The sequence below is a fragment of the Myxococcus guangdongensis genome (assembly GCF_024198255.1).
GTDB classification, from domain to species: Bacteria; Myxococcota; Myxococcia; order Myxococcales; family Myxococcaceae; genus Myxococcus; species Myxococcus guangdongensis.
Genome location: NZ_JAJVKW010000004.1, coordinates 817,396 through 832,875, shown reverse-complemented (window position 1 = coordinate 832,875; position 15,480 = coordinate 817,396). Strand labels below are relative to the sequence as shown.

Genomic DNA, 15,480 nt, shown 5'->3' with positions numbered 1-15,480 from the left:
ATGGCTTCCGCACTCAGAAGTGGCTCTGCGCGCCTACACGGTCGCCGCCGCTCCGGGTTGCCTGCCCTCTCCCACACCGTCCGTCCGCCCCGGCCACCCTCCCAGTCCTCCACCCTCGCCCAGCCACCCGCTCGCTCACCACCCGAGCGGTGTACGCCCCCATCGGAAAGCGCCGCACCTTACTTGGGTGAAACTGGGAGTCAAGACCAGTCCGCAAGACGCGGGCCAACTGCTCACGGCAGCGTGGCCTCCTTGGCCAACAGGGCCTCGAAGTCGGTGAGCTTCATGCTCTTGAGGTCCTCGCCGCCGTAGCGACGGGGGGACACACCCTCGGCGGCGACCTCGTTGTCGCCCACCACGAGGGTGAACGGGATCTTCTGAAGCTGGGCCTCGCGGATCTTCGCGTTGAGCGACATGCCGCGATCATCGAAGTCCACCCGGAAGCCCTTGGCCCGCAGCGTGTCGCGCACCTTGAGGGCGTACTCCGCCTGACGGTCCGCCACCACGACGATGACCGCCTGGATGGGCGCGAGCCACGCCGGGAAGGCCCCCGCGAAGTGCTCGATGAGGATGGCCGTGAAGCGCTCGAAGGAGCCGAAGATGGCGCGGTGGAGCACCACGGGGCGGTGCAGCGCGTTGTCCTCGCCAACGTACGACAGGTCGAAGCGCTCCGGGGCCAGGTAGTCCAGCTGCATGGTGCCCAGCTGCCACCGCCGGCCGATGCTGTCGGACACCGCGAAGTCGATCTTCGGGCCATAGAAGGCGCCGTCGCCCGGGGCCAGCTCGTACGCGAGGCCCAGCGACTCGAGCGCCGTCTTGAGGCCCGCCTCGGCCCGGTCCCACAGGGAGTCGTCACCCAGGCGCTGCTCGGGACGGGTGGACAGCTTCACCGCGTACGTCAGGCCCACCGCCTTGTAGACGTGGTCCAGCAGCTTCACGAAGCGCTTCACCTCGTCGGTGATCTGCGCCTCGGTGCAGTAGATGTGCGCGTCGTCCTGCGCGAACTGGCGCACGCGGGTGAGTCCACCCAGCGAGCCGGCCGCCTCGTTGCGGTGCAGCACGTCCTGGGTGTGCAGGCGCAGGGGCAGGTCGCGGTAGCTGTGCTTCTTGAAGCCGTAGAACAGGTGGTGCGACGGGCAGTTCATCGGCTTGAGCGAGAAGTCATGCTCTCCCGACTCGCTGTCGAGCACGAGGAACATGTTCTCCTTGTACTTGCCCCAGTGGCCGCTGGTCTCCCAGAGCCCCTTGTTGAACATCAAGGGGGTCTTGATCTCCACGTAGCCGTCGTCCTTCGTCAGGCGGCGCATCCAGTCGGAGAGCGTCTGGTAGAAGGTCGTGCCCTTGGCGGTCCAGAAGGCCGCGCCCGGCGCGTACGGGTGGAAGTGGAAGAGATCCAGCTCCTTGCCCAGCTTGCGGTGGTCGCGCTTCTTCGACTCCTCGATGCGCGTCAGGTACTCCTGCAGCGCCTTCTTGTCGAAGAAGGCCGTGCCGTAGACGCGCTGGAGCATCGGGTTGCGATGGTCACCGCGCCAGTAGGCGCCGCTCGAGGAGAGGATCTTGATGATGCCGATCTTCCCCGTGCTCGGGGCGTGGGGCCCCAGGCAGAAGTCCACCCAGTCGCCGTGGGTGTAGAGGGTGAGCGTCTTGGCGCCGCGCTCGGCGATGTCCTTGACGATCTCCACCTTGAACTTCTCGCCCTTCTCCTCGAAGAGGCGGATGGCCTCCTCCATGGAGATCTCGGTGCGGACGAACGCCATGTCCTTCTTCAGCTCGGCGTTGGCCTCGGCCTCGATCTTCTCCAGGTCCTCGGGCGTGAAGGGCTTCTCGCGGAAGAAGTCGTAGTAGAAGCCCTCCTCCGTCGCCGGACCGATGGTCACCTGGGTGCCGGGGAAGATGCGCTGGACGGCGCTGGCCACCACGTGGGCCGCGTCGTGACGGATGAGCTCCAGGGACTCGGGGCTCTTGGGCGTGAAGATCTGCAGCTTCACGTCCTCGTCCAGCTTGCGGCTCAGGTCCATGTCCTGGCCGTTCACCCGGGCGAACAGGGCGGCCTTCGCCAGGCCCGCGCCGATGCCCTCCCGCACGAAGTCCGCGATGGTCGTCCCCCGGGCCGTCTGCTTCTGGGTGCCGTCGGGGAGCGTCACGGTGATCATGTCGGACATGCGATACCTCCGAAAAAACCGCGGGCGGCAGGGCTCTTGAGAAGCCGTGCCGCCCGCTGGAGATTCACTTCAACTGAGTTGGGTCGTAGTGGGATCGAACCACTGACCCCTACCGTGTCAAGGTAGTGCTCTACCGCTGAGCTAACGACCCGTTGGTGCTGAGGTGGCGCGGGGAATACCAGCGGGCTCCCGCGACTGTCAAGCAAACACGCAGAAGAGCCTTCGATCTTCCCTCTTTTACGCGTCCGGCCCCTACGACGCCGGGCGGATCAGCGCGTGGACCCTGGCCATCACCGCGTCGAACATGGCGGGCGTCAGCCGCCCCGTCTGCGTGTTCTGCTGGCTCACGTGGTAGCAGCCCACCAATGTCCGCCCGCCCGGCAGCGGCAGCTCCGCCCCATGTCCGAAGGCCGGCCGGGGGGAGCCGAACGTCACCCCGGTCCGCTCCAGCGAGGCCAGCGCCGCGTTCCAGCCGATGGCCCCCAGGGCGAGCAGGACGCGGGCGGGCAGCAGCGCCATCTCCCGATCCAGGAACGGGGCGCAGCGGGCCACCTCCTCCGGGAGCGGCTTGTTGTCGGGGGGAGCACAGCGGGCGGCCGCCACGATGAAGGCGTCCTTCAGGGCCAGGCCGTCGTCCCGGTGTTCGCTGGTCCCCTGGTTCGCGAACCCCGCCCGGTGCAGCCCCGCGAACAGGAAGTCGCCCGAGCGATCACCCGTGAACATCCGCCCCGTCCGGTTGGCCCCATGCGCGGCTGGCGCCAGACCGACGATGACCAGCCGTGCCCGTGGATCACCGAACCCCGGGACGGGTCTGCCCCAGTAGGTCCACTCGCGATACGCGCGGCGCTTCACCCGGGCGACCTCCTCGCGCCACTCGACCAGCCGGGGACAGGCCCGGCACGAGGCGATCTCCTGGTGCAGCTTCTCCAGCCTGGTCAACGCACGCTCCTGTTCAACGCGGCCCTCCGGTCGGGCATGACGCCGAGACACGCCCCCGGCGCGCTGTTCCCACGCGAGGGTGGCCCGCCGGCTCGCTGGGGGCCACCTCCCCCACTCAGGTCGACTGGGCGTCGCCGGTGTACAGGCGCGTGCGCTGGTAGCGCTGCACCACCACGCGCAGCACCACCTTGAGGATGGCCGCGACCGGCACGGCGAGGAGGATGCCGACGAAGCCGAACAGCTCGCCGAAGGCCAGGATGGCGATGATGACCGCCACGGGCGCCAGGCCCACCTTCTCGCCGACGATGCGCGGGGTGATGACGAACCCCTCCAGCATCTGGCCGATGATGAACGTGCCCGCGACCACGCCAATCTGCCAGGGCCCCTGCCACGACAGCATCAGCCCCACCAGGGACAGCAGGATGCCCACGCCCGTGCCCAGGTACGGCACCATGTTGCCGAAGCCGGCGATGACCCCGATGACGATGGCCATGTCGATGCGGCCGATGGACAGACCCGCCGCGTAGATCACGGACAGCAGCGCCCCCACCGTCAGCTGCCCGCGCACGAAGGCCGAGAGCACCTCGTCGACCTCCGCGAAGCGCCGCGCCACCAGCGCCACCGAGCGACGGGGGAGCAGGTCCTTCACCCGCCCCATCAGCCGGGGGTAGTCCTGGAGGAAGAAGAACGCCAGCACCGGCACCACGGCGAGCCCCAGCAGCGTTGCCACGAAGCGCGCCGTGTTGCCCGCGAAGGCGGCCACGATTCGCGCCGCCGCGGGCCCCGCGCTCTGCACCAGGTCGGAGGCCTGCTGCCCCAGCTCCGTCGTGCGCTGACGGATCAGGTCCGGCAACGAGGCGCCGACCAGCGCCTCCACGCGTGGCACCACCTGCGTGCTCGCTCGCGAGAAGAAGTCCGGGAGCTTCAACGCCTCGTCCCGGAACACCGGGATGAGGTAGAGCACCGCGCCGACGAGCAGCAGCGTGCCGGCGACGAAGACCAGGGTCGTCCCCAGGGTCCGATCGAGTCCGCGGCGCTCCAGGGACGTCACCATCGGGTTGAAGATGTAGGCGCCGGACAACGCCAGCAGCACGGGCACCGCCACGCCGCCGAACACCGCGAGCAGCGCGAACACCAGGCCCAGCGAGCCCACCATCACCGCCGACCACCACAGGTCGATGCGACGCGCCTCGGCCTCCGTCAGCTCGACGTCAGGCACCGGCTCGGCCACGGGCGCCGCCGTGGGCTCCTCCATCTTCACCGAGTGAAGCACGGGCGGCACCGGCGCACGGCTGATGGACCCAGGGCTGCTCTTCTTGTTGCGCCGTCCGATGACCCACGCTCCTCCGCGAAGCACTCGCGGACTCCGGCTCCTTACAAGCCGCCATGTCACGACCCGAAAGCGCGCAGCCTAGCTTGCAGGGCCCTCCTGGACGAAGGACCCGCCTCGGTTCGCGCCCTCGCAGCCCTGAATACCTCGGCGAGCGAGCGCCTGGCGGCTCAATTGCCCCGACTTCCGAGCGAGCACGTCCGGAGCGCCACCACGCCTCAGGGCTTCTCTTCCGCGGGAGGCGCGGACTCCGTGGCGCGCAACGTGACGTTCAGCCGCGCCCTCGCGCCACTGGGCTCGTAGTACGTCGTGTACGGCCAGTACCCGTGCTTCTTCACTTCAATCTGGTGCAGCCCGACGCCCAGATTGAGCCCCCGGGGATTGCCCGCGTAGTCGCTGCACACGCCCTGGAGCACGCCGTCCAGATACACCTCGGCGTCCTCGGGCACGCAGCGCAGCGACACATCCCCGCTGGTAGGCTTCGCCCTCGCCATCAGCTCGCGCGCCTTCGCCACGGAGTCGGGCTCCTTGCGCCCACACCCCGACAGCACGCCCACCACCAGCCACACACTCCACCCGACCACGAGACGGCGTCGCACCCCGTCACCCACCCTTCCCTGCGGAGTCGCGCCGCGAATCCATGTCGGGGCCGCCCCGCCACTACTGCGTGACGATGACGACCCGGCCCTCGGCGAGGAAGCGCGCGTCCACCTCACCCAGCACCTTCACATCCTCCGACGCGAGCACCAGGTCCGAGCCCTTCAGCCCCGTCGCCTTCACCACCATCGGCTTCTCACCCACGAGCGCCGCCTTCTTCGCCGCGTCCAGGCTCCGGAACCACGCGGCGACCCCCGTCGACTCCCGCACCTCGCTCGCCAGCGCGCCCGCGCCGTAGAGCGCCTTGCCCGCCGCGTCCAACAACCTGGGCGCGAGCACCGGCTTCGCCCCGAGCCCTCGCGCGTCCACCACCAGGCCCGTGTACTTCTTGGCGCCCTCGCGGTTGAAGACGATGACGGACTCCGGCCCGCGGTCCACCAGCGCGGCGGTGATCGCCGCCAGCGGCACCTCCACGTCCAGCTCCATGCCACTGTCCGAATAGAAACGCTTCGCGACCACCTTGAACCCGCTCACGGCCGCTTCCACCCGGCCGCGCACGTCGTCGCGCGCCATCTCGTCGCCGACGCTCCGGTCCGCCCGCAGCTGCAGCGCGCGCACCTGCTCGAGCAGATTCCGGGACGCCACCTGCCGCGCCACCCGCTCGGCACCGAGCCTCGCCTGGGAAGGATTCGCGGCCTTCAGGTCCGGAGCACCCGCTCCCGTCGCCCGGAGCACCTGCCCCTCCCAGTTCACACCCACATGGCCCACCGGATGGACAACCTCCACGGTGGGAGCGGGCTTCTCCGCCTTGCCCTGGGCCGATGCCACCATCGGCACCACCAGCCATACCGCCCATCGTGCTCGGCTCACGGGAGCTCCTCCTGTCCTCACCCGACACCTTGGGTAGTCCCAGGGCAGAATGGCAACCCATTCAACGAGCCCACCTCGAAGGAAGTCAAGGCAACCCCCGAGGCCCGACAGCGCGGCGCGTCAGTTCTCGCTGCCCGCTCGGCCGTGACGGTCCACGTACGCGTCGATCATCTTCCGGTGCCGCTCGGTGAGCAGCGTGAAGCGCACGCCCGAGTGCTCGCGCTTGGCGGTGGACAGCTCCACCCACTCGCGCACCACCTCGCCCTCCGCGTAGATGATCTCCTCCGAGCCCGGCAGCTGGAACTGGAGACCCACGCGCTTGGCGTCGTGCTGGGGCTCGATCAACCGGGCCAGACTCACACCCTCCGGGCTGATGTCCGCGGCCCGCGACATGTACGGCACGCCGCCCATGTACTTGTTCAGGTAGATGTCGAGGGGCGCCCGCTTCGACTTACGCTTGTCGCTCATCGCTCCAGCTCCTTCGCTGCGTGCAACAGGTTGCTCCGGGGTTGAAGCAACCTGGACGCAGGGTAGAGGCACGAGCGTGTCGCGCAAGAAAACGACCCTTTCGCGACTCCCAGTTCGTGCTGGGCGCGGACGCTCGGGCCCTATATTCCAGTGCCCATGAGGAAAGGTGGAACCATGCGAACGATGAGGATGGCAACGCTCGCCCTGGTGCTCGGCGCCACGGGTGCGCACGCGCAAGGCGGTGCTCCCGCGAAGAAGTCCGAGCCCGCGGCGAAGGCCGCCGCGACGGCGCCCGTGGCCGTGGACCCCAGCGAGCTCACCGAGGACCAGCAGACCATCTACGCGCTCGGCGCCAGCGTGGGGAAGGACCTGTCCCTCTTCGCGCTCACGCCGGAGGAGCTGCAGATCCTCCAGCGCGGCATGGCGGACGCCATGGCCGGCACGGCCTCCATCGAGCCCAAGGAGTTCGCGCCGAAGATTCAGGCCTTCGCGAAGTCGCGTCAGGCGCAGGCCGGCAACGCGGCCCTCGTTCGCGCGGCGAAGGAGCCCGGCGCGGTGAAGCTGCCCTCGGGCGTCATCTACCGTGAGACGCAGGCAGGCACGGGCAAGAGCCCGCGCGCCACCGACACCGTCAAGGTCCACTACGAGGGCCGGCTCGTGGACGGCGCCGTCTTCGACACGTCCGCCAAGCGCGGCATCCCCGTCGAGTTCCCCCTCAACGGCGTCATCCAATGCTGGACGCAGGGCGTGTCGCGCATGAAGGTCGGCGGCAAGGCGAAGCTCACCTGCCCCGGAGACACCGCGTACGGCGAGCGTCCTCCCTCCGGCTCGCGCATCCCCCCCAACGCCGTCCTCATCTTCGACGTGGAGCTGGTCGCCATCCCCGGCGACACCCGCCAGTAGTCAGCGCGTCACTTCACCCGACGCAGCCAGAAGCTCCCGGGCCAGTCCTCGGGAGCCCCCCGGTACGAAGGGAACGCCTGGCGCAACCGCTCCGGATGCGTCAGGTGCATGAAGCTGCTGCCCCAGAGCACCTCGAAGCTGTCGTTGAAGCTCAGGAACGCCTGCAGCAGGTACTGCTCCGTCCAGAAGCGCCGGTGCTCCAGCACCCACGCGCGCGGGTACTCCGCCGGCAGGAAGATGTCGTGGACGTGCACCACCACGCCCTTCTTCAGCCGAGGCAACAGCTCCAGGAACTCCACCTGGACGTCGCTGCCCACCTTCAACACGTGGCTGGAGTCGATGAAGAGGATGTCGTTCTCCTCCAGCCGCTCCACCTCCGCGTAGGGGATGTCCTGCGCCTTCAGCGGCTCCAGGCGCGTCAGGCCCGGGAAGCCCGCGCGCAGCACCTCGCTCGGATAGGGCTCGAACGCCACCAGCTCACACGCGGGCGCGCCCTCCCCTTCGTTCTTCCGACACGCCTGCGCGGACAGCCGCGTGGACCAGCCGGAGCCAATCTCGAACAGCCTGCGCGGCCGCAGCTCGCGCACCAGGCCGTAGGCCACCTCCGCGTCCACCGTCCCGAACTCGCTGTTGCCCAGGTGGTAGACATGCGGCTCGCCCGTCGCGGCCTTCGGGAACGCCTGGTACTCGTCGCGGTACTTCGACGCCAGGCGCTCGAGCAGCGCGAGCTGGCTCGACTCGCGCAGGTCGATTCCCACCATCTTCGAGCGCGTGCCCCACAGCGCCTCGGGCAGCGCGCCCGTGTCGGGGATGGGTTGATAGAAGTGGTTCGGCGTGACGTGGTAGCCGCCACGCTCGTAGACCTGGAACAGCCTCGGGTCGTCGAGCAACCCGAGCCGCCGGCTTCCCTTCACCAATCCCTGGGCCAACAGCTCCTTGATGCGACGCTTGATGGGCATGAGCGGCGCCGAGCCTACCCTACGGCCGCGCCTTCAGCGCCGCCTCTGTCGCGCGCAAGAGCGGCTCCGCGCTCACCGGCGCTCCCGTCGCGTGCGTCATCCACAGGTCCGGCGTCACCGAGCCGTACGTCGCCATCCGCTCGAACTCCGCGCCCAGCGGCCCCTTGCGCGACAGGTGCTCTTCAATCTGGAACGCGATGAGGTGCCCCAACGGATAGTCCGGCAGGTACAGCGGGTAGCTGATCATATGGCTGTAGACGGCCAGCAGCGTGGTGCCCTCGCCGCCCAGCACCGGCGCGAAGTAGCGATTCCAAACGTCGCGAGAAATCGACACCACCGCGTCCCTCAGCTGCGCGGGCGTGGCCTCCGGGTTCGCGTACAGCCAATGCCACACGCCCATGTCCACCATCGCGATGCCCGAGCGCTCCCACGTCTGCCAGAAGTCACCGAGCACCCGCTCCCGCTCGCTCTCCTTCGTGGGCTTGCCCTGCCCGAGCAGCTCCAGGTCCCGCGCCTGGAACACGAAGGCCAGCGCCTCCGTGAAGGCGTTGTTGGGCACCCCCGTGAGCAGCGTGTGGTCCACGCCGTAGAGCCCGAAGGTCTGCTCCACGTTGTGCCCCAGCTCGTGCACCGCGATGTTGTAGCCCTTGTAGTCCATGCCCCCCTTCTCCACGCGCGTGCGCAGCCGGGCGAAGTCGCCGCGCCGGAGCGCCTGCTGCGCATGGCCCGCGCCGCGCGAGGCGTCCACGCGGATGCGCGCCGCGAGCCAGTCCGCCTTCTCCGCGCTGAAGCCCATGCCCTGGAGGATGCGCGGCAGGTCCTTCGCGAAGGCCTCCGCCGTCGGGTAGCGCTTGCGCGTCAGCGCGTCCAGCTCCGACTCCGGCCGCTTCGCTCCCGGCTTGAAGCCCGCGTACCAGACGTCCTGGGGCTCCAGCTTCCGCCCCAGTCGGGACTGGATCTCCGCCGCCACGCGGGGCACCAGCGGGGACTCCAGCACCTGCGTCAACAGCGCCTTCACCCGCGCCTCGGGCAGCTCGCGCCCCAGCTCGAACGCCCGGGCGATGCGCGTGGGCGCCACCGGCACGTACGCGTCCACCTTCCGCTCCGCCCGGAAGATGGCGAGCATCCGCGCATAGCGAACGTCCGCCTCCCGCGTGGCGTCCGCGCGGGCCTCGCGATTGGGCGCGTCCGCCTCCACCGTCTCGGGCGGCGCCACCGTGACGGTGTTGGTGAACGGGTTCCAGTCCAGCCTGGGGTTGTCGATGACGGCGGCCGGAATCGTCTGGGTGATGATGCGCTCCATCACCTGCACGATGGTGCGCTGCTTGTCATGTCCACGCGGGTCCGCGTAGTCCGCCTTCAGCTCGTCGCGCAGGTTCCAGTGGCTGATGAGGCGCAGGCCCTTGGGGAAGAGCCGCTCGCCGCGCCCGTCCACCAGGTGGTGCATCCACACGTTGTACTCGGCGATGTACAGGTTCGCCGCCGCCACCTCGCGCGAGGACTCCTGCTGCACGTCCGCGGGGATGCGCATGCTGAAGCGCCCCGCCAGCCGCGCCTCCGCCCACTGCCGCCGCGTCCACGTCGCGCCCTGACGCGTGCGCTCCTCCAGCGTCGTCAGCGGGAAGTTGAGCAGCACCACGAAGCCGACCTTGGCGCGGAACAGGTCCTCCGTCACATGCGAGGACGGGTCATACGACGCCACCAGCGGCTCCACCGGAAGCAGCGGCCCCAGGTCCAGGTCCGTGTACCACTGCGTCTCGCGCCCCAGCTCCAGCATGTGCCCGTCCAGCTGCTCGAACAGGCGCTCCAGCCGGGCGAAGGTCGCGTCCAGCACCTGGGGGTCCGACACGAACTGCTCACGCGCGAAGGCGGCCAGGTCCCCGTCCTCCGGGCCCCACAGTGGGGCCACCTGCGCCACGCCCCGCTCGATGCGCGCGCGCTGCGACTCGCCGTGCTTCGCCACCAGCTCCGCCGTCACTTCGGCCAACGCCTGGGACGTGGGCTTCATCACGGGGCCTTTCGCAGCGGGCCGTGCGTCCACCGCGGAGGCGGGCGACGGCGTGGGGGACGTCGTGGAGCACCCCAGCATCACCACCAGGGGCCAGGCGCGCAGCGGGGACACCAGACGCGGCTTCGACGAGGACATGGACAGCTCCGAGAAAGCACGAAGGGCCCGACCCTTGGCAGGCCGGACCCTCATGATGCATCCAGGAAGTCGTTACGAACGACGCCGGGAATCAGGCAGCGCGGACGTTCTGCGCCTGAAGACCCTTGGGGCCGCGGGCGACCTCGAACTCCACCTTCTGCCCCTCCTGGAGGGTGCGGAAGCCATCCATGTTGATGGCGGTGTGGTGGCAGAACACGTCCTCACCACCGCCATCCTGGGTGATGAAGCCAAAGCCCTTCGCATCGTTGAACCACTTCACGGTACCAGTAGCCATTTGCTTTCTTCTTCTTTCGTCACGGACGCGAAAATCCGCCGTCCGGTCCTACCGAGCGAACTCTAACGGACTCCGAGAATGTATGCGGCCTTTCCCCGGGAAGTCCACCAGGGACCTTCACCATCCGCACTTCTGGCCCTTGTTCTGGGTCTTCAGCCACTGACGCAGCGGGCTGAAATAATCCAGCAACGGCGTTGCATCCATGCGGCGCGTCCCCGTGACGACCTGGAGCGCGTCCGGCCAGGGCTTGCTGGCGCCGAGCTCCAGCATCGCCTGGAGGCGCTTTCCGGCCTCCTTGTTCCCGTAGATGGAGCACTCGTGGAGGGGGCCCTTGTAGCCGGAGGCCTCGCACAGGGCCTTGTGGAACTGGAACTGGAGGATGCGGGCCAGGAAGTAGCGCGTGTAGGGGACGTTGGCGGGGACGTGGTACTTGGCGCCCGCGTCGAAGTCCTGCTCGGAGCGGGCCACCGGCGCGGCCACGCCCTGGTACTTCTGCCGGAGGGTCCACCAGGACTTGTTGTAGTCCGCCGGCTTCACGCGGCCGGAGAAGACCTCCCAGCGCCACTGGTCCACGAGCAGGCCGAAGGGCAGGAACGCCACCTTCTCCAGCGCGTCCTTGAGCTGGAGGTTGATGAGGTTCTTGTCGTTCTTCGCCACCTCCTTGAGCAGGCCGACCTGCTGGAGGTACGCGGGAGTGATGGACAGCGTCAGCGCGTCGCCGATGGCCTCGTGGAAGCCGTCGTTGGCGCCGGCCTGATAGAGCACGGGCAGGTTGTAGTAGTACGTGTAGTAGTAGTTGTGGCCCAGCTCGTGGTGGATGGTGACCAGGTCCTCCTCGGTGGGCTTGATGCACATCTTGATGCGCAGGTCGTTCTCGTACGTCACGTCCCAGGCGCTGGCGTGGCAGACGACGTCGCGATCCCTCGGCTTGGTGAACTGCGAGCGCTCGAAGAAGGTCTCCGGCAGCGGCTTGAGGCCGAGCGAGGTGAAGAACTTCTCCCCCAGTCGCACCATCTTCAGCGCGTCGTAGCTCTGCGCCTTCAGCGCGGCGTCCACGTCCAGGCTGGCCTGACCGGGGAACGGCTCCACCAGGGGGTAGATGTTGTTCCACTCCTGGGCCCACATGTTGCCCAGGAGGTGCGCCGGAATGGGCTTGCCCGCGGGCACCTTGTCCGCGCCGTACTGCTTGGCCAGCCGCCCGCGCACGTAGCAGTGCAGGTCGTCATACAGGGGCTTCACCTGGCCCCACAGGCGCTGGGCCTCCTTCTCGAACTCCGCCGGCGGCATGTCGTAGCCGGAGCGCCACAGCGTGCCCAGATCATTGAAGCCGATGTCCTTGGCGCCGTCGTTGGAGATGGTGACCAGGTTCTCGTACAGCGGGCGCATGGGGCGGGAGATGGAGTGCCAGCCCTGCCACGCGTCGAGCAGCGCGGCGTAGTCGCGGCTCTCCGCCATGACGTCGGAGAGCTCCTCCAGGTCGCGGCACTTCCCCTTGCCGTCGGCGCCGCAGTACTTGCCCTTGCCGTAGAGGCCCTCGAGCTTCGCGGCCGTGGTGGCCAGCTCCGCGCGCTTCTTCGCGTCCGACGGGGCGGGCAGCGCCTGGGACACGCGGAGCAGGTGCAGCATGCGCGCGGTGTCGGTGTCGAGCTTCAGCCCGTCGAAGCGGCGCGCGTCCTTGATGGCGCCGTTGACGTAGCCGAGCACCTCCTCGTTGACGTAGGCGGCGTTCCGCTCGGTGTCGTCCGTGATGTACGTGGACTTGATCCACTCGGCGGTGGCCTGCTTCGTCCACAGGCGCTTGAGGTCCGCGTTCACCTTCTCGACGAACTGCCTGGCCTCTTCGGGCGTGGCCTTGGCGGCGGGCGTCTGGGCGAGACCAGGGGCGGCGGTCAGCGCCAGGGCCGCGAGGGCCGAGCGAAGCAACGACTGCGTGAGTCGGGTCCGGTTCATGGACGCGGACCGTAGAGGAACCGCTGGCCGAACACATCCAAGAAAACAATGTCTACGGCGCCGGCGCGCCCGCCCCACCGCGTCGGCCGCGGCGTTCGTTCGCAAGCTGACGCAATGCGAAAACCGCGACGTCCTTCTCCTTCGCCTCCAGCATCAGGTCCGCCGGCACGGGCAGCGCGGCCACCATCTTCCGGAAGTCCACGGGGTCCACCCGGTCCGAGTGGGCCCCGGCCCGCGCCTGGGGACGCTGGCTGGCCAGATGGAACTTGGGCCGCAGGTCCAACGCCGTCCAGGTCGACGCGGCTTCGCGCAAGAGCTCCTTCAATGACATCACAGGCGTCGAGGCGAGGACCGCGTTGTGGAGGTTGTCGCCCACCATCGGGACACCGTGCTCGCGCGCGAGGGGCAGGACCTCTCGCGCGCTCCACACCTTGTCGTCGTGCTCGACGGTGATCCGCTCGCGCACCGACTCGGGCATCTCCTCCAGGAAGCGGTGTGCCGCCACGAAAGCCTCCTCGCGGGTCGGCGCGGCCCCGCCGACGTGGAGCACCACGCGCGACTCGGGCCCGGCCTCCAGCAAATCCAACACACGCGCGCCGTAGCGGAGCTCCGCCAGCGAGGCCTCGCGAACGCGTGCGTGCCGTGACGACAGCGAGGCTCCGGCTGGCGAGGGATGCATCGACAGGCGTTGATGTGAGCGCCGCGCGAGGCGGGCCAGGTGCTCGAAGTCGCGGCCGAAGGTCTTCCACCACGGGAGCGTGTTCACCGGGTGCGAGGCGAACGGGATGAGCGAGGAGCCGATGCGGAACACCTCGATGCCTCGCGAGGCGTTGAACTCGAGCAGGCGCTGGAGCTCCTCGAGATTCTGGGCGATGAGCGACTCCAGGCGTTGGGGCGTGGCGCCCGCCAGGCGGCACGTGTGCCCCGCGCTCACGCCCAGCGTCAGGCTCTGCGCGACATAGCCGAGTCGATAGGAGTCAAAGGCTTCCATCACCTGGGACAAGCTCGCCACGACCGGGCCCACGCACAGCGGGCCACCGGCCCCACTCGGGCACGCTCGTGGAGCAGGCAGGCCCCCGGGCCGCGCCTCCTGCTGTCAGAGGCAGGCATTACAGCTTGAAGGCATGTTGCTCGGTCACACGAAGGACCCCGCCTGGCCCGCGTCCGAGGATGCGCTCGCCGAGGCCCGACGCTTCATTCAAGCCCAGCGCGGCAAGCGGGTGCTGGTGGCGCCCCACTCGGATGTGGATGGGCTGGCGTCCGGCGTGCTCATGGTGCGTGCGCTCGAGGCCGTGGGTGCTCGCGTCGCGGTCCGTGTCCCCGGGAAGGGAGAGCACGCCCACTCGCCCGGGTTCCTGGAGCGGTTGCGCGCGACGAAGCCCGAGGCGCTCGTCGTCCTCGACATGGGCAGCCGACCCGCGCCGCTGCTGCCCGCCGTCCCCACCCTCATCGTGGACCACCACGCGGCGGAGTCCTTTCCTCCCGAAACCCGGATCGTCACCGCGTTCGGCCATGAGCCCATCGCGAGCAGCAGCCTGCTCACCTACGTGCTCGTGTCGCCGCTCGTCGTGCCAGGGCCGTTGGAGTGGCTCGCGGTGCTCGGCACCGTGGGAGACCTGGGCGCGGATGCCCCCATGCCGTTCCTCAAGGACGCGCTGCGCCGCGCGAACCGCAAGGCGGTGACGGAGACGGTGTCCCTGGTCAACGCGGCTCGACGCTCGGCCCGCTTCGCCGCGCCTCGGGCGCTGGAGGTCCTGCTGCGCGCCGGGGCCGCGAAGGACATCTCCGAGGGCCGAGTGCCCGGCGTGGACGAACTGCACGACTGCCGCGTGGAGGTGCGCCGCGAGGTCGAGCGGTGTGCTCGCACTCCGCCCCGCGTCGCCTCGCGCGTGGCGCTGCTCCTGTTCAGCTCGGAGGCGCAGGTTCATCCGCTGGTGGCCGTCCGTTGGACGCAGCGGTTGCCCGAGCACATCGTCATCGCGGCCAATACGGGCTATCTGCCCGGCCGCGTGAACTTCGCGATGCGCAGCCATGCGCCCATCGACCTGAGGGCCTTCATCCAGGGCCTGGACCTGCCGCCCATGGGCGAGGAGCTGGGCCACGGCCATGCTCGCGCCACGGGAGGGAGCCTGAGCCAGTCCGACTTCCTCCGCTTCGCCGAGGCCGTGGGGCTGCCCGGGCTGCGCGCACAGGACGTGGAGCGTCGCGGCGCGTTCCCCGGCTGATGCGGTATGACGGGGGCGTGCACGCCCAACGCCTCCTCACCCTGCCCTCGCTCCTCGCGCTCATCTCCCTGTCCGCCTGCGACTCCTCGGACGCGGCGCCCGGTGGCTGCGACAAGTACAGCTTCCCCCTCTCCGTGCAGACGTCGTCCGGACATCTGGCGGTCTGCGACAGCCCCGCCTGTGGCAATGGGGAGAACCCGCCGAACTCCGGTCCGCACTGCGCCAGCGTGGCCCGCTGTGGAATCTACGACGAGCCGGTGTCGCGCTGCCTGTACGTCCACAACCTGGAGCACGGGCACGCGGTGTTCCTCTACAACTGCCCGGACGGGTGTCCCGACGAAGTGGCGAAGCTCGAGGCCGCGGCGGCCACCGTGCCCATCGGCGCCAACGGCGTGCGACGCGCGCTCATCGCGCAGGACCCGCGAATCCCCCAGCGCGTGGCCGCGATGCTGTGGCGGCGCACATACCTGGCGGATTCGGCGGATCCAGAAGCGCTCCGCTGCCTGCTCGCCTTCCAGGACACGGACGCGCCCGAGCCGGGCCTCGCCTGCCCCGGCCCGTGACACCGAGAGGCTGAGGCCTCGGACGTGGAGCAAGCGACGAGGCTCCGGGTGCGGGCAACCGGCGTGGCGACCG

General features: G+C 69.3%; 14 protein-coding genes and 1 tRNA gene. 3 read left to right on the top strand and 12 right to left on the bottom strand.

What is annotated here, in order from left to right; all coding sequences use genetic code 11:
* Window positions 1-233: 233 nt before the first annotated feature.
* The 7 genes from thrS to LXT21_RS16445 all read right to left on the bottom strand — a co-directional run bounded on the left by thrS (window position 234) and on the right by LXT21_RS16445 (window position 6,366).
* On the bottom strand, window positions 234-2,162 hold the full coding sequence (gene thrS, locus LXT21_RS16475; protein ID WP_254039077.1) for a threonine--tRNA ligase: 1,929 nt from the start codon (window positions 2,160-2,162) through the stop codon (window positions 234-236).
* A 79-nt stretch (window positions 2,163-2,241) separates the two neighbouring features.
* A tRNA-Val gene (locus tag LXT21_RS16470) sits at window positions 2,242-2,313 on the bottom strand.
* Between the two features lie 101 nt (window positions 2,314-2,414).
* Window positions 2,415-3,101 carry a uracil-DNA glycosylase gene (locus tag LXT21_RS16465; RefSeq protein WP_254039076.1) on the bottom strand — a complete coding sequence of 229 codons (687 nt, stop codon included), beginning with the start codon at window positions 3,099-3,101 and terminating at the stop codon, window positions 2,415-2,417.
* Between the two features lie 115 nt (window positions 3,102-3,216).
* Complete coding sequence (locus LXT21_RS16460; protein ID WP_254039122.1) at window positions 3,217-4,356, bottom strand: AI-2E family transporter; 1,140 nt, start codon at window positions 4,354-4,356, stop codon at window positions 3,217-3,219.
* A gap of 293 nt (window positions 4,357-4,649) precedes the next feature.
* Entirely contained in the window at window positions 4,650-5,030 is a 381-nt protein-coding gene (locus LXT21_RS16455; protein ID WP_254039075.1) for a PEGA domain-containing protein, read from the bottom strand.
* 61 nt (window positions 5,031-5,091) lie between these two features.
* Window positions 5,092-5,898, bottom strand: coding sequence for a hypothetical protein (locus LXT21_RS16450; RefSeq protein ID WP_254039074.1), 807 nt, complete (start codon window positions 5,896-5,898; stop codon window positions 5,092-5,094).
* Between the two features lie 120 nt (window positions 5,899-6,018).
* The gene (locus LXT21_RS16445; protein WP_046713983.1) at window positions 6,019-6,366 is read right to left on the bottom strand and encodes a PilZ domain-containing protein; all 348 of its coding nucleotides are present in this window, start codon (window positions 6,364-6,366) and stop codon (window positions 6,019-6,021) included.
* A gap of 174 nt (window positions 6,367-6,540) precedes the next feature.
* Between LXT21_RS16445 and LXT21_RS16440 the strand changes: the two genes are divergently transcribed.
* Complete coding sequence (locus LXT21_RS16440) at window positions 6,541-7,269, top strand: FKBP-type peptidyl-prolyl cis-trans isomerase (protein WP_254039073.1); 729 nt, start codon at window positions 6,541-6,543, stop codon at window positions 7,267-7,269.
* A gap of 8 nt (window positions 7,270-7,277) precedes the next feature.
* On the opposite strand, the gene LXT21_RS16435 is transcribed toward LXT21_RS16440, so the two are convergent.
* From LXT21_RS16435 to uvsE, 5 genes are all read right to left on the bottom strand, one after another.
* Entirely contained in the window at window positions 7,278-8,228 is a 951-nt protein-coding gene (locus LXT21_RS16435; RefSeq protein ID WP_254039072.1) for a class I SAM-dependent methyltransferase, read from the bottom strand.
* 19 nt (window positions 8,229-8,247) lie between these two features.
* Window positions 8,248-10,374: a hypothetical protein gene (locus LXT21_RS16430; RefSeq protein ID WP_254039071.1), complete on the bottom strand. Its 2,127-nt coding sequence runs from the start codon at window positions 10,372-10,374 to the stop codon at window positions 8,248-8,250.
* 91 nt (window positions 10,375-10,465) lie between these two features.
* A complete protein-coding gene (locus tag LXT21_RS16425) occupies window positions 10,466-10,669 on the bottom strand; it encodes a cold-shock protein (protein ID WP_015349926.1) in 204 nt (67 codons plus the stop codon).
* A gap of 117 nt (window positions 10,670-10,786) precedes the next feature.
* Window positions 10,787-12,619, bottom strand: coding sequence for a M2 family metallopeptidase (locus tag LXT21_RS16420; protein WP_254039070.1), 1,833 nt, complete (start codon window positions 12,617-12,619; stop codon window positions 10,787-10,789).
* Window positions 12,620-12,671: 52 nt separating this feature from the next.
* Complete coding sequence (uvsE, locus tag LXT21_RS16415) at window positions 12,672-13,610, bottom strand: UV DNA damage repair endonuclease UvsE (protein ID WP_254039069.1); 939 nt, start codon at window positions 13,608-13,610, stop codon at window positions 12,672-12,674.
* Between the two features lie 133 nt (window positions 13,611-13,743).
* Between uvsE and LXT21_RS16410 the strand changes: the two genes are divergently transcribed.
* The gene (locus LXT21_RS16410; RefSeq protein WP_254039068.1) at window positions 13,744-14,844 is read left to right on the top strand and encodes a DHH family phosphoesterase; all 1,101 of its coding nucleotides are present in this window, start codon (window positions 13,744-13,746) and stop codon (window positions 14,842-14,844) included.
* Entirely contained in the window at window positions 14,844-15,407 is a 564-nt protein-coding gene (locus tag LXT21_RS16405; protein WP_254039067.1) for a DUF3105 domain-containing protein, read from the top strand. Before LXT21_RS16410 ends, LXT21_RS16405 begins: the two co-directional genes overlap by 1 nt.
* Window positions 15,408-15,480 lie beyond the last annotated feature (73 nt).